Below are 24,246 nucleotides of genomic sequence, written 5' to 3'. Positions count from 1 at the left end.
CATGGTGACGTATTCCGGCCGATCAGTCCACCGTCACCGGCACTCGGTGACCCAGACCACGCCCGTTCACCCGGTTGTCCGGTGTCTTTCCGGCCGTCTCCCGGCCGGTCTTGCCGGCGGTTTCCCCGGCCGTCTCCCGCTCGGTCTTCCCGGCGGGCCGGGGTGCGGACGTACGGCCCGGCCCCGAGGAAGTGACGATCCGGCTCGGGGCCTTCGGCGCCAGCTTCGAGCGCAGGGCCAGCAGGGTGACCAGGGCGAGCGCGGTGGCCGCCATGGGCACGAGGAAGCCGTACGAGGATCCGTGCGCGTCCGTCAGGCGGCCGGCCAGGGTCACGGCGCCGGCCTGCCCGAAGGCGACCGCTCCGGTGAGCCAGGTGAAGGCCTCGGTGCGCGACGCGGCAGGGATCAGCTGCTCGATCATCGTGTAGCCGGTGATCAGCGCGGGAGCGATGCACAGTCCGACGACCAGGCCGAGCGCGCCCAGCAGGATCGGGGAGTCCACGGCCCACAGGACGGAGGCGGCGGCGGTGAGGCCCAGGTAGCCGAGGATCAGGCGGCGGCGCGGTCCGATCTTCCAGGCGATGGTGCCGCAGACGATGCCGGCGATCATGTTGCCGCCCGCGAAGACCCCGTAGAGAAGGCCGTTCGCGCCCGGGTTGCCGATCTCGTTGGAGAAGGCGGCGAGGGAGATCAGCATGCCGCCGAAGACGGCGCCGATGCCGACGAAGGCGACGATCAGCACCCGCAGGCCGGGGAAGGACAGCGCGGAGGAGTGCTTCTCATCGCCCGCGAGACGGGGAACCGGCTTCGGCTGCGTGCCGCGCTGCGCGGCGAAGAGCAGGCCGCCCGCGAGGGTGAGGGCCGCCTCGGTGATCAGACCGGCGGACGGGTGGACCGAGGTGCACAGGAAGGTCGCGAGGACCGGGCCGACGACGAAGGTGAGCTCGTCGGTGACGGACTCGAAGGCGGCGGCCGTGGACAGCAGCGGCGAGCCCTCCAGCTTGGCGGCCCAGCGGGCCCGGACCATGGGCCCGACCTGCGGTACGGAGGCACCCGCGGGGACGGCGGCCAGGGCGAGCGCCCACAGCGGCGCGCCGGTCATGGCGAGTGCGGTGAGGGCGCCGACGGCGGCGGCGTGCGCGAAGACGACGGGAATCAGCACGGCGCTCTGGCCGAGCCGGTCGACGAGCTTGCCCATCTGCGGCGCGAACAGCGCCATGGCGACACCGGTGACGGTGGCGACGATTCCGGCGTCGCCGTACGAGCCGGTGGTGTGCTGGACGAGAAGGACGATGCCGATCGTCAGCATGGCGAAGGGCTGCCGGGCGGCGAAGCCGGGGAGCAGGAAGCTGAGGGCGCCGGGCGTACGCAGGAGCTGTCCGTAGCCGGGGCGGGCGGACTTGTCGGTCGTGACCGCGGATGTCACGGCCTGGCCTTTCCGCTGCCTGGTAGAGCGTCCCCGTCTGCGGACGGTGCGCCGCCTTGTGAGCGGCCGCACCCGTACATGTGGGAGCCCCGAGAGCTGTCCTCTTGCGCAGAACCGAGTGATACCTGGGCGCCCACTGCGGGGAGGCCACGGCCGCTTTGCGGTCGCGCCAGCTCTGCGTCAGGCAGAGTTGGTTCGATCTGGTGTGCCTTCATCATACAGGGAAGCCCGCTATCACGCCCTGTGATTACGGCGACAAGGCGTGTATTCACCTGGGATTAACGGGAAGTTCGCAGTTCAGGGGCTGATAAAGCGGCGAAAGACGGGCAAAGAGCCCCGAAAATGGCCGAATTAGAACGACGCTCTAACCGGCGAGTACGTCACATGGGCGGACACCCGCGCAGGTCCGGGAGGGCGTCTGCTCACGCCCGCGTCCCCATCCTCACGCCGCGCCCCCCTGCTCACGCCCCCGGACGCTCCTCGCCCGTGCCCAGCCACCCGGCCAGCTTGCCGCCCCGCGCCACCGCCCGCAGCCGGGCCTCGGCCGCGTCCCGTACCGGATCCGTGGCCACCACCAGCAGCTCGTCCCCGCGTCGCAGCACCGTCGACGGCAGCGGTACGAAGCTCTGCGAGTCCCGGACCACCAGCGTGACCGACGCCCCGGGCGGCAGCCTCAGCTCGCTGACCTCCACGCCGTGCATGCGCGAGGCCTTCGGGATGGCGAAGGACAGCAGGTGCCCGCGCAGCTTCTCCAGCGGCGCCGACTCGATGCCGAGGTCGGAGGCGGTCTCCTCCGCCTGCCCGAGCTTCAGCTTGCGCGCCACCCAGGGCAGGGTCGGCCCCTGTAGCACGGTGTAGACGACGACCAGCACGAAGACGATGTTGAAGACCCGGTCGCTGCCCTCGATCCCGGACACCATCGGGATGGTCGCCAGGATGATGGGCACCGCTCCGCGCAGGCCGGCCCACGACATGAGGGCTTGCTCCTGCCAGGGAATCCGGAAGGGCAGCAGGCTGACGAGGACCTCCAGCGGCCGCGCCACCATCGTCAGGACCAGCCCGATGACCACCGCGGGCCAGAAGTCGCGCACCAGCTCGTGCGGGGTGACCAGCAGGCCGAGCAGGACGAACATCCCGATCTGGGCGATCCAGCCGAGTCCGTCCGCGAAGCCGCGGGTGGCCGGCCAGTGCGGGAGCTTGGCGTTCCCCAGCACCATGGCCGCCAGGTACACGGCGAGGAAGCCGGAGCCGTGCGCCATCGCGCCGGCGGCGTAGGCCGTGATGGCGATCGCCATCACGGCGATCGGGTAGAGGCCCGAGGCGGGCAGCGCCACATGGCGCAGCGCGTAGGAGCCCAGGAAGCCCACCGCCAGGCCGATCGCGGCGCCGATCGCCAGCTCCAGCGCGATCTGGCCGATCAGGACGTACCACTCGTCCACCGGGCCGACGGTGGAGAAGGCCACCACGAGGATGAGCACCGGGGCGTCGTTGAAGCCCGACTCCGCCTCCAGTACACCCGTGATCCGCGCGGGCAGCGGCACCTTGCGCAGGACCGAGAAGACGGCCGCCGCGTCGGTCGAGGAGACGACCGCGCCGATCAGCAGGGCCTGGCGCCATTCCAGTCCGACGAGGTAGTGAGCCCCCGCCGCCGTGACGCCGACGCTGATCGCGACGCCCACCAGCGACAGCATGATCGCCGCCGGCAGAGCGGGTTTGATCTCTTTCCACTTGGTGCCCAGACCACCCTCGGCGAGAATCACGACGAGCGCGGCATAACCGATGACCTGGGTCAGTTCGGCGTTGTCGAATACGACGTTGCCGATACCGTCCTGGCCTATCGCGATGCCTATGCCGAGGTAGATGAGCAGGCTGGGGAGACCGCTGCGTGAAGAGATGCGTACCGCCGCGACGGCGACGAGCAGCACGAGCGAGCAGATCAGCAGAAGCTCATTGAGCGTGTGGACGGTCAGCGGGCGGGCCTTTCCTCAAAGCGCCTGGCGGTCGTTACTCCCGCGGCGTTCCTGGTTCTGGGTCAAGTACTTCGTTACCTTACCTAATCTTTGACTTTTCCTTAACGTGATACCCACATTGTGAAACCAGTCTCCGGCCCTGTCCCGGGCAGCCCGACCCCTGGCGGATCATCGGGAGCGGTCCTGCGCCTATGGTTGCTCCCAGCACTCCCAGGACCACCCTGCCCCTCTAAGGACAGCGATGCCCGCCAACGAATCCGCTCCTTCCGTCAAGAAGAAGGGACGACGCGCCCGTCTGATCGTGCTCGTCCTGGTCCTGGCGCTCTTCGCGGGCCTCGGCTACGGGGGGTACTGGGGCGTGGACAGCGTGCGCGCCTCCTTCCCCCAGTCGACCGGCTCCCTCAAGCTGCCCGGCCTGACGGGGACCGTCGACGTCAAGCGCGATGCCCACGGCATCCCCCAGCTCTACGCCGACAACGACGCGGACCTCTTCCGCGCGCAGGGCTTCGTCCACGCGCAGGACCGGTTCTGGGAGATGGACGTACGCCGTCACATGACCTCCGGCCGGCTCTCCGAGATGTTCGGCGCCGGCCAGGTCGAAACCGACGCCTTCCTGCGCACGCTGGGCTGGCGCCACGTCGCGCAGACGGAGTACGACAAGAAGCTCTCGGACGATACGAAGAAGAACCTGCAGGCCTACTCCGAGGGGGTCAACGCCTACCTCAAGGGGAAGTCCGGCAAGGACCTCTCCGTCGAGCACGCCGCCCTCAAGCTCAGCGACGACTACGCGCCCGAGGCCTGGTCGCCGGTGGACTCGGTGGCCTGGCTCAAGGCGATGGCCTGGGACCTGCGCGGGAACATGCAGGACGAGATCGACCGCGCGCTGATGTCCGGCAAGATGACGCAGGCGCAGATCGAGGAGCTCTACCCGCCCTACCCCTTCGAGCGGAACAAGCCGATCGTCGAGGGCGGCAAGACGGACGGCGGCAAGTACACGCCCCAGGGCGTCACCGGCTCGGGCCCCGGCTCGGCCGGCTCCTCCGCGGGTTCCGGCAGCGCCGTCGGCTCCCAGGCCGCCACGGGCGCGGGGACCGGCACCTCCAGCGGCACCGGCACCGCCACCGGCCTCGCCGGCAATGCCACCGCCCAGGGCGCGGCCGTGGGCCTGCGCACCCAGATGTCCGCCCTCGCCAAGACGCTCGACGAGATCCCCGCGATCCTCGGGCCCAACGGCAGCGGCATCGGCTCAAACTCCTGGGTCATCTCCGGACAGCACACGACCACCGGCAAGCCGCTGCTCGCGAACGACCCGCACCTCTCCCCGCAGCTGCCCTCGGTCTGGTACCAGATGGGCCTGCACTGCCGTGCCGCCTCGCCGCAGTGCAAGTACGACGTGGCCGGCTTCACCTTCTCCGGCATGCCCGGCGTGGTCATCGGCCACAACGCCCACATCGCCTGGGGCATGACGAACCTCGGCGCCGACGTCACCGACCTCTACCTGGAGCAGGTCAAGCCCGAGGGCTACGTCTACGACAACAGGGTGCTCCCCTTCACCACGCGCGACGAGGTCATCAAGGTCGCGGGCGCCAAGAGCAAGAAGATCACCGTCCGCACCACCAACAACGGCCCGCTCGTCTCCGACCGCAGCGACGAGCTCGCTGCGGTCGGCGCCCGGGCCCCCGTCGCGCCCTCGGCCCCCGACCGCGGCAACGGCTACGCCGTCGCCCTGCGCTGGACCGCCCTGGACCCCGGCAAGTCGATGGACGCGGTCTTCAAGCTCAACCAGGCCAAGGAATTCACCGCCTTCCGGCAGGCGGCCGCCGACTTCGAGGTCCCCTCGCAGAACCTGATCTACGCCGACCAGCAGGGCAACATCGGCTACCAGGCCCCGGGCCGGATCCCGGTCCGCGGCCAGAGCGACGGCCGCATGCCCGCCCCCGGCTGGGACTCCAAGTACGCCTGGAAGGGCGGCAAGGACGGCAACTCCGGCTACATCCCGCAGAGCGAGATGCCCTGGGACCTCAACCCGTCCCGCGGCTACATCGTCACCGCCAACCAGGCCGTCGCGGAGAACGGGACCGGCGCGGGCAAGTACCCGCACCTGCTGACCACCGACTGGGGCTACGGCGCCCGCAGCCAGCGGATCAACGACCTCATCGAGGCGAAGATCAAGGACAGCGGCAAGATCTCGACCGACGACATGCGCACCATGCAGATGGACAACAGCAGCGAGATCGCGGCGCTGCTGACCCCGATGCTCGCCAAGATCGAGGTCTCCGACCCCGACGTGCGTTCCGCCCAGAAGCTGCTGGAGGGCTGGAACTACACCCAGGAGCCCGACTCGGCGGCCGCCGCCTACTTCAACGCGGTGTGGCGCAACATCCTCAAGCTGTCCTTCGGCGACAAGATGCCCAAGGAGCTGCGCGTCGAGGGCAGTTGCATGAACGTCCGCGACGAGACCCACGGCCCCGTCGACGACCTCGCCGAGCTGATCCGCGAGTGCGGTGAGCGGGACTCGGACTCGGCGCAGCCGGACGGCGGCGACCGTTGGTTCGAGGTGGTCCGACGCCTGGTCAACGACGAGAAGTCGGCCTGGTGGCAGTCGCCCAAGACGCTGCGGGAGCCGGCCGCCACCACCCGTGACGAGCTGTTCGCCCGGGCCATGAAGGACGCCCGCTGGGAGCTGACCGCCAAACTCGGCAAGGACCAGTCCACGTGGAGCTGGGGCCGCCTGCACCAGCTGACGCTGAAGAACCAGACGATCGGCACCTCGGGCCCCGGCTTCATGCAGGGGCTCCTCAACCGCGGCCCGTGGAACCTGGGCGGCGGCGAGGCCACCGTGAACGCCACCGGCTGGAACGCCTCCAGCGGGTACGGGGTCACCTGGGTGCCGTCGATGCGCATGGTCGTGAACCTCAACGACCTCGACAAGTCGCGCTGGATCAACCTGACGGGCGCCTCGGGTCACGCGTACCACGGCAACTACACCGACCAGACGACGATGTGGGCCAAGGGCGAGCTGCTGGAGTGGCCCTTCGGCAAGGACGCCGTGGACAAGGCCACGGTCGACACCCTGACCCTCAAGCCAGCGGACGCACAAGGCTCATGAGAAGCGCAGGGCTCATGAGACGCGCAGGGCTCATGAGCTGAAGCGGCGCACCCCCGAGGGGGTGGCCACCGCCTGCACGGGGTGGTCGTGCGGTTCCTCCGGGACCCGCGCGACCACCTCGTCGTCGTAGAGGAGCACGACCAGCGCGGGATGCGCCCCGGCGCGCCGCAGCCGCTCCAGCACCCGGTCGTAGGAGCCCCCGCCGCGGCCGAGCCGCATGCCGCGCCCGTCCACCGCCAGCCCGGGCAGGAGCATCGCGTCGGCGTCGGTCACCGCCTCCGGGCCGAGGGCCGGGCCGGTCGGCTCCAGCAGGCGCATCCGGCCCGGGTGTGCGGCTTCGGCGAGGCTGCCGGGGCCTTCGTAGACGGCCCAGTCGAGGTCGTTGTCGGCCAGCAGCAGGGGCAGCAGCACCCGCTTGCCGGCCGCGCGCAGGGCGTCGAGGAGGTCGCGGGTGCCGGGCTCGCTGCCGATGGAGACGTACGCCGCCACCGTGCGGGCACCGGCCAGTTCGGGCAGTCCGAAGGCCGTGGCGGCGAGTGCGGTGGCCGCCGTACGCCGGGTGTCGGGGGACAAGGCGCGGCGGGCGGCCAGGATTTCCCGGCGCAGCTCGGCCTTGGGGGAAGCGGGGGGCTGGGAGGCGGGAGGCTGGGGCGCGGGGGGCTGGCTGGCTACCACGGCTCGCTCAATATCCTTAGCTTGCTCAATATCCTTGAGAATTTGTACATAACGGATCTATCGGCCACGGTCTGCTCTGGCGTTCTATAAGACCCACTATCGTTCTGGCCATGACTATGTTGCACCCCGTGATCAAGAAGGCCGTCATTCCGGCCGCGGGCCTCGGCACTCGGTTCCTCCCGGCGACCAAGGCCACACCGAAGGAAATGCTCCCGGTGGTGGACAAGCCGGCCATCCAGTACGTGGTCGAGGAGGCCGTCTCGGCAGGGCTGGACGACGTGCTCATGATCACGGGGCGTAACAAGCGCCCTCTGGAAGACCACTTCGACCGGAACTACGAGCTGGAGTCGGCTCTCATCGCCAAGGGTGACGACGACCGGCTGAAGAAGGTCCAGGAGTCCAGCGACCTGGCGACCATGCACTACGTCCGCCAGGGCGACCCGCGCGGCCTCGGCCACGCCGTGCTGTGCGCCGAGCCGCACGTGGGCCGCGAGCCCTTCGCCGTCCTGCTCGGCGACGACCTCATCGACCCCCGCGACCCGCTGCTGCGTCAGATGGCGGACATCTACGCCCGCACCGGCGGCACCGTCATCGCGCTCATGGAGGTGGACCCCGCGAACGTCCACCTCTACGGCTGCGCCGCCGTCGAGGCCACGGACGAGCCGGACGTCGTCCGTGTCACCGGCCTCGTCGAGAAGCCGGACCCGGCGGACGCGCCCAGCAATTACGCGGTCATCGGACGGTACGTCCTCAACCCCGCGATCTTCGACATACTGCGGGAGACCGAGCCGGGCCGCGGTGGGGAGATCCAGCTCACCGACGCCCTGCAGAAGCTGGCCGCCGACGAGACCATCGGTGGCCCGGTGCACGGCGTGGTCTTCCGGGGCCGTCGCTACGACACCGGGGACCGCGCGGACTACCTGCGGGCCATCGTCCGCCTCGCGTGCGAGCGAGAGGACCTGGGCCCGGAGTTCCGCACCTGGCTTCACCGTTACGTCACGGAGGAGATGTAGCACCTTGAGCAGTTCCGCACCGCAGGACACCGGCCGGCTCCCGAGCGAACAGCACGAGCAGGAGCAGGGGCACGAGCACGAGCAGGGGCACCGGCACGAGCAGCATGGGCCGTCCCAGCAGCACGGGCAGCGGCTCTGGTCGGTGGACGAGCACCTCGCGGACATCCTCGCCACCGTCCGGCCGCTGGAGCCCATCGAGCTCCAGCTGCTGGACGCCCAGGGCTGTGTCCTGGTCGAGGACGTCACCGTGCCCGTCGCTCTCCCGCCCTTCGACAACAGCTCCATGGACGGCTACGCCGTCCGCACGGCCGACGTCCAGGGTGCGAGCGAAGAGTTCCCCGCGGTGCTGACCGTCATCGGAGACGTCGCGGCCGGCAGCGGCGAACTGCCGACCGTCGGCCCCGGCGAGGCCGCCCGCATCATGACCGGCGCCCCGCTGCCGCCCGGCGCGGAAGCCGTCGTACCGGTCGAGTGGACCGACGGCGGTACGGGTGGCGGCGCCGCCACCGGGATGACCCCCGCCAGCGCCGCCCCGCAGGGCGCGGGCGGCGAGGTACGGGTGCACCGCGCCGCCGAGGCGCGGGCGCACGTCCGCTCGCGCGGCAGCGACGTACAGGCCGGGGACCTCGCGCTCGCCGCGGGTACGGTGCTCGGGCCGCCGCAGATCGCCCTGCTGGCCGCCATCGGGCGCGGCACCGTCCGGGTGCGACCGCGTCCGCGCGTGGTCGTCCTGTCCACCGGCAGCGAGCTGGTCCAGCCCGGCGAGCCGCTGACCGCCGGGACGATCTACGACTCGAACAGCTTCGCGCTGGCCGCGGCGGCCCGGGACGCAGGGGCCATCGCCTACCGCGTGGGCGCCGTCGCGGACGACGCCGAGACGCTGCGCGCCACCATCGAGGACCAGCTGATCCGGGCCGACCTGCTGGTCACCACGGGCGGGGTCAGCGTCGGTGCCTACGACGTGGTGAAGGAGGCGCTGTCCGGCGTCGGGTCCGGTCATGCCACCGCCGGTTCGGGCTCGGGCTCGGGCGCCGGATCCGGTGGCGACGTGGGAGAGGCGGCCGTGGACGTGGACGGGGGCATGATCGACTTCCGCAAGATCGCCATGCAGCCCGGCAAGCCCCAGGGCTTCGGCACCATCGGCCCCGACCACACCCCGCTGCTGGCGCTGCCCGGCAACCCGGTGTCCTCGTACGTCTCCTTCGAGCTCTTCGTGCGCCCCGCGATCCGCGCGCTCATGGGCCTGCCGGAGTCCGAGGTCAGCCGGCCGGGCGTACGGGCGGTGCTGAAGGCGGACAAGGCGCTGGGCTCCCCGGCCGGCCGCCGCCAGTTCCTGCGCGGAAAGTACGACGCGCGGAGCGGCACCGTCAGCCCGGTCGGCGGATCCGGCTCCCACCTGATCGCCGCACTGGCGCACGCCGACTCGCTGATGGTCGTACCGGAGGACGTCACTTCGCTGGAGCCCGGGGCCGAGGTGGAGGTGATCCTGCTCGGCTGAAGTCCGGCGGGTGCGGGTAGCGTGTTGCACCACACAGGCCCTTGAGGGGCCCGGACGGAAGCGGCGCGCAGAGTATGAGTACGCAGAGCAGGCTGACCCACATCGACGAGGCCGGCGCGGCCCGGATGGTCGACGTCTCCGAGAAGGACGTCACCGCCCGCACGGCGCGCGCCAGCGGACGGGTGCTCGTCTCGCCCCGGGTGATCGAGCTGCTGCGCGGTGAGGGCGTCCCCAAGGGCGACGCCCTCGCGACCGCGCGGATCGCCGGGATCATGGGCGCGAAGAAGACCCCCGACCTGATCCCGCTCTGCCACCCGCTGGCCGTCTCGGGCGTGAAGGTGGAGCTGTCGGTGGCCGACGACGCCGTCGAGATCCTCGCCACCGTGAAGACGACCGACCGTACGGGCGTCGAGATGGAGGCGCTGACGGCTGTCGCGGTCGCCGGACTCACCGTCATCGACATGGTGAAGGCCGTCGACAAGGGCGCGGTCATCACGGACGTCCGGGTGGAGGAGAAGACCGGCGGCAAGTCCGGCGACTGGACGCGCTCGTGAACCCCCCGCGCGGCGGCGAGGTCCACAGCCACAGTCACAGTCACAGTCATGGTCACCCTGACGGGCCCGGCCACCAGCCCGCGCCGGACGAGGCCGTGGCCCAGGCTCCGGTCGCGGCTCCGGCTCCGGCCGCAGCGGCTTCCGCGCCGCGCGCCCTGGTGGTCACGGCCTCGAACCGTGCCTCGCAGGGCGTCTACGCCGACCGGGGCGGGCCGCTGCTGGCCGGGGCCCTTGAAAAGCTCGGGTTCGCGGTGGACGGCCCCCGCGTCGTCCCGGACGGCGATCCCGTCGAGCGGGCGCTGCGCGAGGGCGTGGCCGCCGCGTACGACGTCATCCTCACCACCGGCGGCACCGGCATCTCGCCTACGGACCGCACCCCGGAGGCCACCGCCCGGGTGCTGGACTACGAGATCCCCGGCATCCCGCAGGCCATCCGCGCCGAAGGCCTCGCGAAGGTGCCGACCGCGGCGCTCTCCCGGGGTCTGGCGGGGGTGGCCGGGCACACCCTGATCGTCAACCTGCCGGGCTCGACGGGCGGGGTCCGCGACGGTCTCGCCGTCCTCTCCCGGCTCCTGCCGCACGCCGTGGACCAGATCCGGGGCGGCGACCACCCGAGACCGGCGGAACCGGCGGGACCAGCCGGGAGCGCGAGCTGAACGGCCCCTCCTGGCCGGTGGTCCTGACGGACGGCGATGTCACCCTCCGGCCGATACGACTGCGGGACCAGAAGGCCTGGCGCGAGGTCAACCGGCGCAACCGCGACTGGCTGCGGCCGTGGGAGGCCACGATTCCGCCGCCCGCGCCGTGGGGACCGGCCGTCCAGCGGCCGACGTACCGCCAGATGGTCCGCCATCTGCGGGCGGAGGCCAACGCGGGCCGGATGCTGCCCTTCGTCATCGAGTACCAGGGCCGGCTCGTCGGCCAGCTGACGGTCGCCGGCATCACGTGGGGCTCGATGTGCGCGGCCCACGTCGGCTACTGGGTGGACCGCGAGGTGGCGGGGCGCGGCGTGATGCCGACGGCGGTCGCCCTCGCCGTGGACCACTGCTTCGGGAAGGTCGGGCTGCACCGGATCGAGGTGTGCATCCGGCCGGAGAACGCGCCGAGCCGGCGGGTGGTGGAGAAGCTGGGGCTGCGCGAGGAGGGGCTGCGTCCGCGCTACCTGCACATCGACGGGGCCTGGCGGGACCACCTCGTCTACGCGATCACGGCGGAAGAGGTTCCGGAGGGCCTGCTGCGCCGCTGGCACCGCGTACGCCACGGAGTACCGCCGAAATAAAAAGCGAATATGCGTTCGAATTTCGGCAACGCATGACCGATTCGCCCATAACCTGATCCGAAGAATCACAAAAAAAGTCCGTGATATCAGCCGGATCGTGCGACACACCGGCCCAATTGGCCGATCCGCTCGGCCGCGCCCCTCTACGGTGTGGGGTGTGAGCAGCAGCGGCCTCATCTACGCAGTCATTGTCGGGGCCTGGGCCGCCTACTTGGTGCCCATGTGGCTCCGGAGGCAGGACGAGCTGAACGAAGCCCGTCCGACGGAACGCTTCTCCACTGCCATTCGGCTGCTTTCCGGCCGGGCGGGAATGGAGCGCCGTTACGCCAAGGGACTGCGTGAGCGCGGTGACGAGCAGGCGGGCCCGCAACCCCACGCGGCCCCGGACGCCGCGACGGAAACGGTGAATTCCGTGGACGCCGACGCCCGGGCCTTTGCCGTACCCCCGACCAGGTCGGAGCCGAGACCGGCCGCCTCCGACCGCGCGGAGCGGGTCGAACGAGGAGAGCGGGCGGAGCGGGCCCGGCGCCAGCAGCGCCTCCAGGTCCTCGCGCGCCGTAGGCGCACCACCGCGCTCCTCTTCCTCGTCTTCACCGTCGGCGCGGTCGTCGCGGCGGTCGGCGGGCTCGGCTACCTGTGGGCGCCGGCCGTGCCGGCCCTCCTGCTGAGCACGTACATCGTGCACCTGCGGGTCCAGGAACGGCGGCGCTACGAGTTCACCATGGACCGGCGGCGCGCCGAGGCCGCCGCGCGGCACCTGCGGGAGAACCGCCCCCGGCGCCGCGAGGCCGAGGCCACCACGGGCACCGAACCGGACCCCGCGCCACCGGTCTCCCCGCAGGAGGCCGGCCGGCGTGCGCTGGTCGAGCAGACCGACCACGCCGAGTGGGTGGACCAGCAGCGGGAGCGCGAACGCGGCCCCGTCCGCGGTGACAGCTGGGAGCCCGTCCCGGTCCCGCTCCCGACGTACGTGACGGCCCCGGTAGCCCCGCGCGCCACGGGCCCCGCGGCCCCGGACGCCTGGAGCGCGACCCGTTCCAGCGCGGCCGAACCGACGGAACCCCGCCTGCGCGCCCAGCCCCCGGCCCCCCGGTCGGACGCGAAGCCGCAGGCCACCCCGCGCCCCCGCGGCCGCGACGGCGGCCGCACCCCGCTGTTCGACCAGTACGAGGCCGAAGACCGCCCGCGCGCCGCGAACGAGTGATCGGTGACCTGCGTGGGAGCTCCCGGATTCCGGTTTTGGAGCACCCACGGCGGGATGCTAATGTTTCACACGTCGCAAGGGCCTGTGGCGCAGTCTGGTAGCGCACCTCGTTCGCATCGAGGGGGTCTGGGGTTCAAATCCCCACAGGTCCACAACCGACAGTTCCCGGGTCGCTCCCGAGAACGTCACGAGATCCCGTTCAGCCGAGAGGCTGGGCGGGATCTCTGCGTTTGCGGGGTGTATCCGAGGTGACGCCCGAACGCGGCCGGGCTCTCGGTCGGTTGCCCGGCGCAGGCTCGGCTGGCCCGCTCCGAAAGAACCGGGACGGGACGGCACGCGTACCGATATTGGCCGGAACGGGGAGGCCCGATGAGTGCGGAGTCACGAAGCAGGTGGCGCCCGGCGCTGGTCGGCGGGGTGGCCGTGCTCACCGGGCTGGTGGCCGGGTGCTCGGGGACCACGGGGATCGGCACCCCGGCGGCGGAGCGCTCACCGGGACGGCAGGTGCCGTACTGGGTGGACGGGGTCACCGTGGAGTCGGTCGCGAAGACGCTGCAGGTGCAGATGCCTTCGACAGCGACCCAGGCCAAGGCCGCGTACCAGAAGGGCTTCCAGGACGACGGCCTGCTCTTGTCCTTCGTCCTGCCCACTGATGCGGTGGACGGCTTCGTCACGCAGCTGAAGCCGGAGCGGCCTCTGCTTCTACGGGAACAGCCATTCATGGGCGAGGGAAAGCCGACGACACCGTTCTCACACCTGGGTCTGCCAGAGCCGGACGCGCTTGCCAACGTCCGCGAAGGCCAGGTGTGCGCGCCATGTGAGGACAACCTCAACTGGCTGAAGGTCGCCGTGGCGCGGGTCGATGACCACAACAGCCGCGTGTACCTGAGCGGCGTCGACTGAGCGCCGATCGGTGAGCACCGCGCCTCGACGACGCCTCCGTCGACGTCACCCTCGCCTGCCGGCCAGTTCCCTGCGCAGGCCATCGGCGACGGGATCCAGCGAACGGGCCACGCGCGTTTCCCGGTGGCCGGTTCAGGGGCGGATGGTGTGGGTTGGCCACCAGATCGTGGGTCCGAAGTGGCGGACGAGGGCGGGGACGAGGAGGGAGCGGACGACGAGGGTGTCGAGGAGGACGCCGAAGGCGACGATGAAGGCGATCTGGGCCAGGAAGGCGAGCGGGATGATGACGAGGGCGGCGAAGGTGGCGGCCAGGACCACGCCGGCGGAGGTGATGACGCCTCCGGTGGCGGTCAGGCCCTTGCGGACACCGGTGCGGGTGCCGTGGCGTCGCGCTTCCTCGCGGACGCGGGTCATGAGGAAGATGTTGTAGTCCACGCCCAGGGCGACGAGGAAGACGAATCCGTACAGCGGTACGGAGGCGTCGGTGCCGGTGAAGCCGAAGGCGTGGGTGAAGACGAGGGCGGCGATGCCCAGGGTGGCCAGGTAGTTCAGGGCGACGGTGGCCACCAGGACCAGCGGCAGCAGCAGGCAGCGCAGCAGTGCGATGAGGATGAGCAGGATGATCCCCAGCACCACGGGGATGATGACGGTGCGGTCGTGGGCGGCGGTCTTCTGGGTGTCGTACCGCTCGGCGGTGTAGCCGCCCACCAGCGCGTTCGCGCCGTCGACCGTGTGGACGGCCTGGCGCAGGCGGGGGATGGTGTTCTTGGCGGCGTCGCTGTCGGCGGCGGCGGTGAGGGTGGCGTCGATACGCATCCGCCCGTCGACGACGGCGGGTTTGCCCTGGCCGGGCCGGCCTCCTTCGGCGAGGGGGAGTGCCTCGGCGACGCCTTCGGTGGAGTTGGCGGCGTCGATGACCTGCTGGGCGTGGTCGGCGTCGGCGATGATGACGGCCGGATTGCCCGAACCTCCGGGGAAGTGCTCGCTCAGGGCCTGCTGGCCGGCGACTGAGGGGGCGTCGTTGACGAACGTCTCGTTCAGCGGTACGCCCTGCGCTGTGAGGAGGGGGGAGAAGGCGGCGCAGACGACCAGGGCCAGGAGGGTGGTGGCCCAGATGCGGCGTGGCCGGGCGTCGACCGCCCCGGCGATCCGGTCCCACAGCCCCCGCTTGCCCGGGCCTTCGCCCGGTGTGCTCGTGCCTGTGGTCGCGCTCGGGCCCGTGGGCTGGGGGTGAGCGGGCCAGTAGGCGGTGCGGCCGAGGAGTACGAGTACGGCGGGCAGGAAGGTCAGGGTGGAGATGACGGCGCAGACGACGCCGATCGCGCCGACCGGGCCGAGGGCCTGGTTGTTGGTCAGGTCGCTGAGGAGCAGGGCGAGCAGTCCCAGCGCGACGGTGGCGGCGCTGGCGGTGATCGCGCCGAGCGAGCGGCGCCACGCGGCGCGCATCGCGGTGAAGCGGTCGTGTCCGGCGGCCAGTTCCTCACGGAAGCGGGCCGTCAGCAGCAGGGCGTAGTCGGTGGCGGCGCCGATGACGAGGATGAACAGGATGCCCTGGACCTGGCCGTCGACGCGTACGACGTCATGATCGGCCAGCAGGTAGACCACGGCGGAAGCAAGGGCGAGGGCGAAAACGGCGCTGACGATGACGATCAGCGGCAGCAGCACGCTGCGGTAGACCACCAGCAGGATCAGCAGTACGACGGCCAGCGCGACACCGAGCAGCAGGCCGTCGATTCCGGCGAACGCCTCCGAGAGATCGGCCCGGGTCGCCGCCGGGCCCGTCACATACACCCGTGTCCCGCCCACATCGCCGGCGGCGGCCCGCACCGCCTCGACCGTCCGGCCCACTTCCTCCAGGCCGGCCTGGAGCGGGACGACACCCTGCACGGCGCGACCGTCCTTCGACACCAGCGCGGGGCTGGTCCGTCCGGTAGCCCCTTCGACGCCGCCGGCTTGTCGCAGGGCCTGCTGCACCTCGGCGCGCTGCCCTGGCGTGATCTGCCCGTCCTCGGCGACCCACAGGAGGATCGCGGGGACGGTCTTGTCCCTGTCGAACGCGCGCTGGAGTTCGCCCACCCGTGTCGACTCCGCGCCCTTGGGGAGGAAGGCGGCCTGGTCGTTGGTGGACACCTCTGCGAGCTTGCCCGCGTACGGGCCAAGAGCCCCGCCGGCCAGCAGCCAGAGGAGAACGGCCAGAGCCGGAATGAGCCAGCGCCGCCGGGCCGGTCGACCTGTCATCAGATGTCCTCCGCACGGTTCCGGCATTGCACAGCCCCGGCTACCCACCGCCCGGGCGAAGAATCTCAATCATTGAGATTTCTGTAGGGTAAGGGCGTGCCGCCCACCGACTTGCAGACCTTCGCCGTGCTGTTGCGCCGGATGACGTCGGAGTTCAACCAGATCGCCCACGACTTCGCCCGGACCCACGGTCTGCACCCCACCGATGTCCAGGCACTGATCATCATCCTCGACGGCCCCGCCCCCGACCCGCTCACCAGCACGCCTGAGCATGAGCGGCCGCCCGTCACCCCGGGGGTGCTGCGCGAACAGCTGCGTCTGACGTCCGGCGCGGTCACCGCCTGCCTCGACCGGCTGGAGAAGGCCGGACACATCCGCCGGGTGCGCAACGCCACCGACCGGCGCGTGGTTCACCTGGACTACCAGCCCCGCGCCCGCGCGCTGGCCCGAGCCTTCTTCACGCCCCTGGCCCGGGCCACCGATGCCGCCCGCGCCCAGTTCAGCGACGATGAGCTGGCCACCGTGGTGCGCTTCCTCGCCGCCATGAACGCCGGGCTCACCGGGCTCCGGGACACCAACCCGTCCTAGCACGCCGGAGAGCCGCGCAGGGGAGGGCGGCGCCCGGCTCGACGGATGGGCAATCCTGCTCCGGCAACGCAACACCCCTTTGTATCGGCGCGATTGAATGGGGGCATGGTGATCAGGGGACAGGGTGACGGGGCGACGGCGCAGGCGTGGGTAGCGCTGGGCGGGGTGGCGGAGACGGCCGGGCGGGTGCGGTACCGCGGGGCCGGTGGGCTCGGTGGCGGACCGTTGCCCGTAAGGGAGCTGGCGCGAGCCACGGTGGGGGTGTGCACCCTGGCCGCGGCGGAGCTGGCCGCGGTGCGGGCCGGGGGCGGGGTGGACGACGTGACTCCGCCGGTGGTGGACGAAGGGGCGGTGACGACGGCCTTCGTCAGCGAGCGGCATCTGCGGGTGGAGGGGCGCGCGCCCGTGAACTTCGCGCCGCTGTCCGGCTTCTGGCGGGCGGCGGACGGATGGGTGCGTACGCACGCCAACTATCCGCACCACGAGGCCGCGCTGGTCCGGGCGCTGCGTCTCCGAGCGGCGACGCCGGAGGCGTTGCGGGAGGTGGTGGCGGGGCGCGGGGCCGCGGAGGTGCAGGAGTCGGTGTACGGGGAGGGCGGGCTGGCCGTCGCGGTGGCGGAGGGGTACGGAGAGCCGCAGCCGCTGGTGGGGATCGTGCCGGGGGAGCGCGAAGGGGGACGGCGGGTGCTCGGGCGGGCTCCGGAGGGGCTGCCCGCGGCGGGGGTGCGGGTGCTCGACCTGACCCGGGTCATCGCCGGGCCCGTGGCGACGCGGACGCTCGGGCTGCTGGGGGCGGACGTGCTGCGGATCGACTCGCCGGGGCTGGCGGAGTCGGACGACGCGTACGCCGACACCGGCTTCGGGAAGCGGTCGGCGCTGCTGGACCTCGGGGCCGCGGAGTACCGGGCGGTGTTCGAAGGACTGCTCGCCGAGGCGGATGTGGTGGTGACGGGGTACCGGCCCGGAGCGCTGGAGCGGTACGGGCTCGGCATGCCGGAGCTGCTGGAGAGGCGGCCGGGGCTGGTGGTGGCGCAGCTGTGCGCGTGGGGCTGGGACGGACCGTGGGCCGGGCGGCGGGGGTTCGACTCGCTGGTCCAGGCCGGATACGGGGTGGCCGCGCGGTATGCCGGTGCGGACGGGGTGCCGGGGGTGCTGCCGGCGCAGGCGCTGGACCACGGGACGGGGTACCTCGTGGCGGCGGGCGTACTCAGGGCGCTGGCGGGTGGGGACGGGCGGGGGCGCGGGCGCGGGTTGCGGTACTCGTTGGCGGGGACGGCGTCGTGGTTGGTCCGGGGGGTTCCGGAGGCGGAGGTGGAACCGGGTGCGGGTGCGGGGGCGTACGCGGCCGAGCCGTGGCTGAGGGAGACGGAGTCGGGGTACGGGGTGCTGCGGCACGCCGCGCCTGCGGTGCCGTTGGGGCAGTGGCGGCGGGGGCCGTCCCGCTGGGGCGCGGACCGGGCGGTCTGGCTCCCGCGGTAGGGGGCCTGGGGCTCCGCCCCCGGGCCCCGCGCCTCAAACGCCGGCGGGGCTGGACTTGCCTGGGGCTCCGCCCCCGGGCCCCCGGGCCTCAAACGCCGGCCGGGCTGAGTGGGTACGCCTCAAGCGCCGGCCGGGCTGAGTGGTCGCGCCTCAAACGCCGGCGGGGCTGAAAACGGCGCCTCAAGCGCCGGCGGGGCTGGGTGGGTACGCCTCAAGCGCCGGCGGGGCTGAAAACGGCGCCTCAAGCGCCGGCCGGCTGGGTGGGTACGCCGCAAGGGGCTGGAAGTAGCGCCTCAGGCGGTGGTCGGGGGTTAGGGGTGGAGGGGCTTGGACATGCAGCGGCTGGAGTCGTAGAAGCGGTAGTAGCCGAATTTGCGGGCCGGGGTGTAGCCCGCCGAGAGGTACAGGGCTATCGCCTCCGGCTGCTGGTCGCCCGTTTCGAGGACCATGCGGACGCGGCCCGCCGCGCGGGCGCTCGCCTCCAGGTCGGCCAGGATCCGGCGGGCCAGGCCCACCCCGCGGGCCTCCGGTATGACGTACATGCGCTTCAGTTCGGCGTCGCCGTCCGAGTAGCCCTCCTCGTTCTCGTCCTGGCTGCGCCAGCCGCCGCTCGCGACCGGGCAGCCGGCGGCGTCGTACGCCAGGAGGTAGAGGCCGTTCGGCGGGGTGAACATCGCCGGGTCGAGGGGTGTGACATCGCCGTCGCCGTCATAGCGCCTGCGGTACTCAAGCTGGACCTGGTCGGTGAGCTTGACCGCGTCCGGGTGGTCGTACGGCAGGGCGCGGAGCTGGATCCCGTGAGACATCCGAACATCGTACGGAACGCTCCCGCTAGGGTGCGGGGATGCTCACTGTGACCTCCGTGAATGTGAATGGGATCCGCGCCGCCGCCAAGAAGGGCTTCGGGGCGTGGCTCGACGGATCCGACGCCGATGTGGTCTGCCTTCAGGAGGTACGGGCGGAGGAGGGGCAGATTCCGGAGGAGGTCCGCACCCCCGCGGGCTGGCACACCGTCTTCGCGCCGGCCGCCGTCAAGGGGCGGGCCGGTGTCGCGCTCTACACCCGCCGGGCGCCCGAGCAGGTGCGGGTGGGCTTCGGCAGCGACGAGTTCGACGCGAGCGGCCGCTACCTCGAAGTCGATCTGCCCGGGGTGACCGTCGCCAGCCTGTACCTGCCGTCGGGTGAGGCCGGGACCGTGAAGCAGGACGAGAAGTACCGGTTCATGGAGGAGTTCCTGCCCTACCTGGCCGCGCTGAAGGTACGCGCCGCCGCTGACGGGCGGGAGGTCGTGGTCTGCGGTGACTGGAACATCTGCCACCAGGAGGCCGACCTCAAGAACTGGAAGACCAACCGCAAGAACGCCGGCTTCCTCCCCGAGGAGCGGGAGTGGCTGGGGAAGGTCTACGCGGACGCCGGCTACGTCGACGTGGTGCGGGCGCTGCACCCCGGCACCGAGGGCCCGTACTCGTGGTGGTCCTACCGCGGGCGTGCCTTCGACAACGACGCCGGCTGGCGGATCGACCTCCAGGTGGCGACTCCGGGGCTGGCCGCGAAGGCGGTGAAGGCCTTCGTGGAGCGGGCCGAGACGCACCCCGAGCGGTGGTCCGACCACGCGCCGGTGACCGTCGTCTACGAGCTGCGTCCCTGACCCGAGGCGAGCAGGCGGTCCATGGCCATCGTGAGTTCGGCCTCGACCACGCTCTTCGCCAGCGGGCGCAGTCGCGGCAGCGCGTCCGGCGAGATGTGGGTGGATATGAGCTCGGTGAACAGGGCCGCCATCGCGTCCGCGTGCTCGCGGACGCGGCGGCCCGTCTCCAGGACGGCCGCGAGCGGCACGCCCTCGCGGACCAGGGCCGAGGAGACGTCCAGCAGGCGGCGGCTGACGTGCACGATCTCCTCGCCGTCGGGGGCGAGGTAGCCGAGGTCGAGCGAGGCCGCCAGGTTCTCCGGGGTGACCTCGCCCTCGAAGTAGTCGGCCAGGGCCTCGGGTGACAGGCGTACGGGTGTCTCCTCGGACCAGCCGATGCCGAGCAGCTCGCCCAGCTGGCCCACGTCGCGGCCCTTCTCGAAGGCCGCCGTCAGCTCGGCGATGCCGCCGAGGGTGTGGCCGCGGTCCAGCAGGGCCGCGATGGTGCGCAGCCGGGCCAGGTGGTGGTCGTCGTACCAGGCGATCCGGCCCTCGCGGCGCGGCGGCGGGAGGAGTTTGCGCTCGCGGTAGAAACGCAGGGTGCGCACGGTGATGCCGGCCGCCTCGGCCAGCTCCTCCGTACGGTACTCACGCACGGTCTTCGCCTGCGCCTCTTCCTTCTCGTCCTGCTCTTCCTTCGCCACAGGCGCAGCCTATGGCGTACCGGCGGTAACTTTCCCGGCGTGACCCCTACCCATGAGTACGCACCTGCTCTACCCTCCCGATTGTGCCAGTGATTGCTGGCAGTGTTTGTCTGGGGACTGCGGATGATGCGGACGATGCGATGCGGATGATGCGGAAGGCGGCGGGCATGGGCGAGCACGTACGAGTGGCAGTGATCGGCTCCGGATTCGGCGGCCTCGGGGCGGCCGTGCGGCTGCGGCGCGAGGGGATCACGGACTTCGTCGTACTGGAACGGGCCGGCTCGGTCGGCGGGACCTGGCGCGACAACGACTATCCCGGGTGCGCGTGCGACGTCCCGTCCCACCTCTACTCGTTCTCCTTCGCGCCCAACCCGGACTGGCCGCGGACCTTCTCCGGGCAGCCGCACATCCGCGCCTACCTGGAGCACGTCGCCGACACCTTCGGCCTGCGCCCCCACATCCGGCTGGACCAGGAGGTCCGCATGATGCGCTGGGACGCCGACGCACTGCTCTGGCGGATCGAGACCTCCGCCGGCGAGCTGACCGCCGATGTGGTGGTGTCGGCGACCGGGCCGCTGTCCGACCCCAAGATGCCGGAGGTGCCCGGGCTGGCCGGATTCCCCGGCAAGGTCTTCCACTCCGCCCGCTGGGACCACGACTACGACCTGCGCGGCAAGCGCGTCGCCATGATCGGTACGGGCGCCTCCGCCATCCAGATCGTTCCCGCCATCGCGCCTCAGGCGGAGCGGCTCACGCTCTTCCAGCGGACCGCCCCGTGGGTCCTGCCGCGCACCGACCGGGCCATCACCGAGGCGGAGCGCTGGCTGCACCGCCAGCTGCCCTTCACCCGGGCCGCACGGCGCGGACTGCTGTGGGGGATCCGCGAACTCCAGGTCAGCGCCTTCACCAAGCACCCGAACCGGCTGGGCCTGATCGAGTCGCTCGCCAAGGCGAACATGGCGCGGTCGATCAAGGACCCCGTGATGCGGGCCAAGCTGACTCCCTCGTACCGCATCGGCTGCAAGCGGATCCTGCTGTCCAGCGACTACTACCCGGCGCTCGCCAGGCCCGATGTGGACCTGGTCGCCTCGGGGCTGAAGGAGATCCGCGGCTCCGTGCTGGTCGCCGCCGACGGGACGGAGGTGGAGGCCGACGCCATCGTCTTCGGCACCGGCTTCCACGTCACGGACATGCCGATCGCCGACCGGGTGGTGGGCGCGGAGGGCAGGACCCTCGCGGAGGAGTGGAAGGACGGGATGCAGTCGCTGCGCGGGGCGACCGCGGCGGGCTTCCCCAACTGGATGACGATCATCGGGCCGAACACCGGCCTCGGGAACAGCTCGATGATCCTGATGATCGAATCGCAGCTCAACTACATGGCGGACTACCTGCGCCAGTTGAACACCCTGGGCGGGCGCGCCGCGCTCGCCGCCAGGCCCTCGGCCGTGCACGCGTGGAACCGGCGGGTCCAGGACCGGATGGAGCGCACGGTGTGGAACACCGGCGGCTGCACCAGCTGGTACCTGGACGCGCAGGGCCGCAATACGACCGTCTGGCCCGGCACCACCGGTGAGTTCCGGCGCGAGACGCGGACGGTGGACCTCGCCGAGTACGAGGTCGTCCGCGTCCGGGAGCGGGACCGGGATGGGGATCGGGACCCGGAGCGAGCGCGAGAGCGCATCACGGCCGCCGCGGCGGGCGCCGCCGCCGAGACCACCGGGGAGAGCGCCGCGTGAGCCGGCTGATGCACGTCAGCGCCGGGCCGTACGCGCCCCCGGCCGCCCGGCGCGAGCTGGTGGCGGTCTCCGCCGACGGAGCCCGGCTGCACGTCGAGGTGCACGGCGAGGAGGAGGCGCCCGCCGTGGTGCTGGCGCACGGCTGGACCTGTTCCACCGCCTTCTGGGCCGCCCAGATACGGGCCCTGTCGGCCGCCCACCGGGTCATCGCCTACGACCAGCGCGGGCACGGGCGCAGCCCGGCCTCCCCCGCGTGCAGCGCCGCCGCCCTCGCGGACGACCTGGTGGCCGTGCTGGGCGCCGCCCTCGCCCCCGGTGAGCGGGCGGTCGTCGCCGGGCACTCCATGGGCGGGATGACCGTCATGGCGGCGGCGGGCCGCGAGGAGTTCGCCGAACACGTCGCGGCCGCGCTGCTGTGCAGCACCGGCAGCGCCCGGCTCGTCGCGGAATCACTGGTCCTGCCCCTGCGGGCCGGGCGCGCGCGGACCCGTATCACGGGCGCGGTGCTGGCTTCCCGGGCCCCGCTCGGGCCGGTCACGCCCCTCGGCAAAAAGGTCCTGCGGTACGCCACCATGGGCCCCGGATCGGCGCCCGACAAGGTGGAGGCGTGCGCGCGGATCGTGCACGCCTGCCCCACCCGGGTCCGCCACGCCTGGTCCCGGGTGCTGGCCGGGCTGGACCTCGATGCCGAAGTGGCGCGGCTGACCGTGCCCACCGCCGTCATCGCCGGCAAGGACGACCGGCTCACCCCGGTCGTGCACGCCCGCCGGCTCGCCGCCGCGCTGCCGAACTGCGTCGGGCTGACCGAGCTGACCGGCATGGGCCACATGACGCCCATCGAGGCGCCGGAGGCCGTCACCAACGCCGTCGCCGAGCTGGCCGCCCTGTACCTCGGGCCGGCCGCCCCAGCCCGCCAGAAGGAAGAGAAGGAGAAGACGCCGTGAGCGCTCGCAGGAGTCTGGAAGGCCAGGTCGCCGTCGTCACCGGCGCCGCCCGCGGGGTCGGTGAGCTGCTCGCCCGCAAGCTCTCCGCCCGGGGCGCGAAGATCGCGCTCGTGGGGCTGGAGCCGGAGGCGCTCAAGGAGGTCTCCGAGCGGCTACACACCGACAGCGACCACTGGCACGCCGACGTCACCGACCACGAGGCCATGGCCCGGGTCGCGCGGGAGGTCAAGCAGCGCTTCGGCAAGGTGGACGTGGTCGTCGCCAACGCGGGCGTGGCCTCGGGCGGACCGTTCGCCGACTCCGACCCCGAGGCCTGGCGCCGGGTGATCGAGGTCAACCTCATCGGCGGCGCCGTGACCGCCCGGGCCTTCCTGCCGGTCCTGATGGAGAGCCGGGGCTACTTCCTCCAGATCGCCTCGCTGGCCGCGATCACCCCGGCGCCGATGATGACGGCGTACTGCGCCTCCAAGTCCGGCGTCGAAGCCTTCGCGCACAGCCTGCGCGCCGAAGTCGGCTACAAGGGCGTCAAGGTGGGGGTGGGCTACCTCTCCTGGACCGACACCGACATGGTGCGCGGCGCCGACCTGGACGACGTGATGCGGGAGCTTCGGCAGCGGCTGCCGTGGCCCGCGAACCGCACCTACCCGCTGGGGCCCGCCGTCGACCGGATCGTCGCGGGCATCGAGCGGCGCTCGCCGCATGTGTACGCGCAGTGGTGGCTGCGCGGCATGCAGGGCGTCCGCGGCTACCTGCCGAGCATCATCGGGGTGGTCGGACAGCGGGAGATGAAGCGCTTCGAGCCGCGACTGGGCGGTGTCTCCACCGGACTTGTGGGGCCCGGCGGGGCCGCCGACGAGCAGGAGCGGCGCCGGGGAGCCCGCTCGGAAGGGACGTAGCAGCAAGTAACCCCGCCCGAACGGCGCCCAGTCGGAATGCGGGAAATGTCGGCCCATGTCAGGCTTTGGTCCAGGCCAATCCCACACCCTTCAGGAGGGAACAGCATGGGTCTCAAGGACCAGTTCCACGACAAGGCGAAGCGGCTCGCAGAGCAGGCCATGGCAGGGGCGCAGGGCGCCCCGGACGAGGCCCCGGAACGCTCGCGGGACGCGCAGGCGCAGCCTCATGCCGACAAGGCCCGCGAGACCCTCGACGAGCGGTTCGACAAGTAGCGCGGCGGCAGTCGGAAGGGGGGGGGGCCCGGGGCGGGGCCGGGGGGGGGCCCGCCCGGCGAGGGGACGCCCGAGGGGGGCGCCGGGGGGCCGGGCGGGGCGGGGGGGGGGGGATGGCGGGGGGGGGGGA

Annotated in this window: 21 protein-coding genes and 1 tRNA gene; 16 read left to right on the top strand and 6 right to left on the bottom strand. The window is 72.0% G+C overall.

All coding sequences use genetic code 11. The features are described 5' to 3' along the window. Nucleotides 1-22: 22 nt before the first annotated feature. Together ACWDX7_RS17545 and ACWDX7_RS17540 are read right to left on the bottom strand one after the other, a co-directional pair. Nucleotides 23-1,426: an MFS transporter gene (locus ACWDX7_RS17545; RefSeq protein ID WP_451490953.1), complete on the bottom strand. Its 1,404-nt coding sequence runs from the start codon at nucleotides 1,424-1,426 to the stop codon at nucleotides 23-25. 461 nt (nucleotides 1,427-1,887) lie between these two features. Continuing rightward, nucleotides 1,888-3,396: a potassium/proton antiporter gene (locus tag ACWDX7_RS17540; RefSeq protein WP_451491057.1), complete on the bottom strand. Its 1,509-nt coding sequence runs from the start codon at nucleotides 3,394-3,396 to the stop codon at nucleotides 1,888-1,890. A 241-nt stretch (nucleotides 3,397-3,637) separates the two neighbouring features. On the opposite strand from ACWDX7_RS17540, the gene ACWDX7_RS17535 reads away from it, so the two are divergent. Then, nucleotides 3,638-6,505: a penicillin acylase family protein gene (locus tag ACWDX7_RS17535; RefSeq protein WP_451490952.1), complete on the top strand. Its 2,868-nt coding sequence runs from the start codon at nucleotides 3,638-3,640 to the stop codon at nucleotides 6,503-6,505. A gap of 30 nt (nucleotides 6,506-6,535) precedes the next feature. On the opposite strand, the gene ACWDX7_RS17530 is transcribed toward ACWDX7_RS17535, so the two are convergent. Further along, nucleotides 6,536-7,180, bottom strand: a complete 645-nt coding sequence (locus ACWDX7_RS17530; RefSeq protein WP_451490951.1) for a 5-formyltetrahydrofolate cyclo-ligase — start codon at nucleotides 7,178-7,180, stop codon at nucleotides 6,536-6,538. A gap of 110 nt (nucleotides 7,181-7,290) precedes the next feature. Between ACWDX7_RS17530 and galU the strand changes: the two genes are divergently transcribed. The 8 genes from galU to ACWDX7_RS17490 all read left to right on the top strand — a co-directional run bounded on the left by galU (nucleotide 7,291) and on the right by ACWDX7_RS17490 (nucleotide 13,631). Next, complete coding sequence (gene galU, locus ACWDX7_RS17525) at nucleotides 7,291-8,193, top strand: UTP--glucose-1-phosphate uridylyltransferase GalU (protein ID WP_451490950.1); 903 nt, start codon at nucleotides 7,291-7,293, stop codon at nucleotides 8,191-8,193. A 142-nt stretch (nucleotides 8,194-8,335) separates the two neighbouring features. Beyond that, nucleotides 8,336-9,691, top strand: coding sequence for a molybdotransferase-like divisome protein Glp (gene glp / locus ACWDX7_RS17520; RefSeq protein WP_451491056.1), 1,356 nt, complete (start codon nucleotides 8,336-8,338; stop codon nucleotides 9,689-9,691). Between the two features lie 74 nt (nucleotides 9,692-9,765). Beyond that, a complete protein-coding gene (moaC, locus tag ACWDX7_RS17515; protein WP_451490949.1) occupies nucleotides 9,766-10,245 on the top strand; it encodes a cyclic pyranopterin monophosphate synthase MoaC in 480 nt (159 codons plus the stop codon). Between the two features lie 95 nt (nucleotides 10,246-10,340). After that, nucleotides 10,341-10,901: a MogA/MoaB family molybdenum cofactor biosynthesis protein gene (locus ACWDX7_RS17510; RefSeq protein ID WP_451490948.1), complete on the top strand. Its 561-nt coding sequence runs from the start codon at nucleotides 10,341-10,343 to the stop codon at nucleotides 10,899-10,901. 17 nt (nucleotides 10,902-10,918) lie between these two features. Beyond that, entirely contained in the window at nucleotides 10,919-11,524 is a 606-nt protein-coding gene (locus ACWDX7_RS17505) for a GNAT family N-acetyltransferase (protein ID WP_451490947.1), read from the top strand. Between the two features lie 157 nt (nucleotides 11,525-11,681). After that, complete coding sequence (gene sepX, locus ACWDX7_RS17500; protein WP_451490946.1) at nucleotides 11,682-12,728, top strand: divisome protein SepX/GlpR; 1,047 nt, start codon at nucleotides 11,682-11,684, stop codon at nucleotides 12,726-12,728. Between the two features lie 78 nt (nucleotides 12,729-12,806). Further along, nucleotides 12,807-12,880: transfer RNA gene (locus ACWDX7_RS17495), tRNA-Ala, on the top strand. A 217-nt stretch (nucleotides 12,881-13,097) separates the two neighbouring features. Further along, nucleotides 13,098-13,631, top strand: coding sequence for a hypothetical protein (locus ACWDX7_RS17490; RefSeq protein ID WP_451490945.1), 534 nt, complete (start codon nucleotides 13,098-13,100; stop codon nucleotides 13,629-13,631). Between the two features lie 132 nt (nucleotides 13,632-13,763). Here the strand turns inward: ACWDX7_RS17490 and ACWDX7_RS17485 are convergent, their stop codons facing one another. Then, complete coding sequence (locus ACWDX7_RS17485) at nucleotides 13,764-15,869, bottom strand: MMPL family transporter (protein ID WP_451490944.1); 2,106 nt, start codon at nucleotides 15,867-15,869, stop codon at nucleotides 13,764-13,766. Nucleotides 15,870-16,010: 141 nt separating this feature from the next. Between ACWDX7_RS17485 and ACWDX7_RS17480 the strand changes: the two genes are divergently transcribed. Together ACWDX7_RS17480 and ACWDX7_RS17475 are read left to right on the top strand one after the other, a co-directional pair. Continuing rightward, entirely contained in the window at nucleotides 16,011-16,457 is a 447-nt protein-coding gene (locus ACWDX7_RS17480; RefSeq protein WP_451491055.1) for a MarR family winged helix-turn-helix transcriptional regulator, read from the top strand. A gap of 105 nt (nucleotides 16,458-16,562) precedes the next feature. Next, nucleotides 16,563-17,936, top strand: a complete 1,374-nt coding sequence (locus tag ACWDX7_RS17475; RefSeq protein WP_451490943.1) for a CoA transferase — start codon at nucleotides 16,563-16,565, stop codon at nucleotides 17,934-17,936. A gap of 311 nt (nucleotides 17,937-18,247) precedes the next feature. On the opposite strand, the gene ACWDX7_RS17470 is transcribed toward ACWDX7_RS17475, so the two are convergent. Beyond that, on the bottom strand, nucleotides 18,248-18,742 hold the full coding sequence (locus tag ACWDX7_RS17470) for a GNAT family N-acetyltransferase (protein WP_451490942.1): 495 nt from the start codon (nucleotides 18,740-18,742) through the stop codon (nucleotides 18,248-18,250). A gap of 38 nt (nucleotides 18,743-18,780) precedes the next feature. Between ACWDX7_RS17470 and ACWDX7_RS17465 the strand changes: the two genes are divergently transcribed. Further along, a complete protein-coding gene (locus ACWDX7_RS17465) occupies nucleotides 18,781-19,584 on the top strand; it encodes an exodeoxyribonuclease III (RefSeq protein ID WP_451490941.1) in 804 nt (267 codons plus the stop codon). On the opposite strand, the gene ACWDX7_RS17460 is transcribed toward ACWDX7_RS17465, so the two are convergent. Next, nucleotides 19,566-20,267 carry a MerR family transcriptional regulator gene (locus ACWDX7_RS17460; protein WP_451490940.1) on the bottom strand — a complete coding sequence of 234 codons (702 nt, stop codon included), beginning with the start codon at nucleotides 20,265-20,267 and terminating at the stop codon, nucleotides 19,566-19,568. The genes ACWDX7_RS17465 and ACWDX7_RS17460 overlap by 19 nt on opposite strands. A 149-nt stretch (nucleotides 20,268-20,416) precedes the next feature. Here ACWDX7_RS17460 and ACWDX7_RS17455 point away from each other — a divergent pair, with 149 nt between their 5' ends. From ACWDX7_RS17455 to ACWDX7_RS17440, 4 genes are all read left to right on the top strand, one after another. Next, entirely contained in the window at nucleotides 20,417-22,003 is a 1,587-nt protein-coding gene (locus ACWDX7_RS17455) for a flavin-containing monooxygenase (protein WP_451491054.1), read from the top strand. After that, entirely contained in the window at nucleotides 22,000-22,947 is a 948-nt protein-coding gene (locus tag ACWDX7_RS17450) for an alpha/beta fold hydrolase (RefSeq protein ID WP_451490939.1), read from the top strand. Before ACWDX7_RS17455 ends, ACWDX7_RS17450 begins: the two co-directional genes overlap by 4 nt. After that, nucleotides 22,944-23,843, top strand: a complete 900-nt coding sequence (locus ACWDX7_RS17445; protein ID WP_451490938.1) for an SDR family oxidoreductase — start codon at nucleotides 22,944-22,946, stop codon at nucleotides 23,841-23,843. The genes ACWDX7_RS17450 and ACWDX7_RS17445 overlap by 4 nt, the downstream gene beginning before the upstream one ends. A gap of 105 nt (nucleotides 23,844-23,948) precedes the next feature. After that, nucleotides 23,949-24,116, top strand: coding sequence for a hypothetical protein (locus tag ACWDX7_RS17440; RefSeq protein WP_451490937.1), 168 nt, complete (start codon nucleotides 23,949-23,951; stop codon nucleotides 24,114-24,116). Nucleotides 24,117-24,246: the final 130 nt, after the last annotated feature.

The sequence above is a fragment of the Streptomyces sp. NPDC003034 genome, from assembly GCF_053591375.1.
This window is presented reverse-complemented; position numbering and strand designations above follow the sequence as displayed.

Excerpts from the sequence above, each read along its gene's own strand:
- galU (WP_451490950.1), top strand. The coding sequence starts at position 7,291 with ATGACTATGTTGCACCCCGTGATCAAGAAGGCCGTCATTCCGGCCGCG.
- ACWDX7_RS17480 (WP_451491055.1), top strand. The coding sequence starts at position 16,011 with ATGACGTCGGAGTTCAACCAGATCGCCCACGACTTCGCCCGGACCCAC.
- ACWDX7_RS17485 (WP_451490944.1), bottom strand. The coding sequence starts at position 15,869 with ATGACAGGTCGACCGGCCCGGCGGCGCTGGCTCATTCCGGCTCTGGCC.
- ACWDX7_RS17490 (WP_451490945.1), top strand. The coding sequence starts at position 13,098 with ATGAGTGCGGAGTCACGAAGCAGGTGGCGCCCGGCGCTGGTCGGCGGG.
- ACWDX7_RS17440 (WP_451490937.1), top strand. The coding sequence starts at position 23,949 with ATGGGTCTCAAGGACCAGTTCCACGACAAGGCGAAGCGGCTCGCAGAG.
- ACWDX7_RS17535 (WP_451490952.1), top strand. The coding sequence starts at position 3,638 with ATGCCCGCCAACGAATCCGCTCCTTCCGTCAAGAAGAAGGGACGACGC.
- ACWDX7_RS17455 (WP_451491054.1), top strand. The coding sequence starts at position 20,417 with ATGCGGAAGGCGGCGGGCATGGGCGAGCACGTACGAGTGGCAGTGATC.
- moaC (WP_451490949.1), top strand. The coding sequence starts at position 9,766 with ATGAGTACGCAGAGCAGGCTGACCCACATCGACGAGGCCGGCGCGGCC.
- ACWDX7_RS17475 (WP_451490943.1), top strand. The coding sequence starts at position 16,563 with ATGGTGATCAGGGGACAGGGTGACGGGGCGACGGCGCAGGCGTGGGTA.
- ACWDX7_RS17465 (WP_451490941.1), top strand. The coding sequence starts at position 18,781 with ATGCTCACTGTGACCTCCGTGAATGTGAATGGGATCCGCGCCGCCGCC.
- ACWDX7_RS17470 (WP_451490942.1), bottom strand. The coding sequence starts at position 18,742 with ATGTCTCACGGGATCCAGCTCCGCGCCCTGCCGTACGACCACCCGGAC.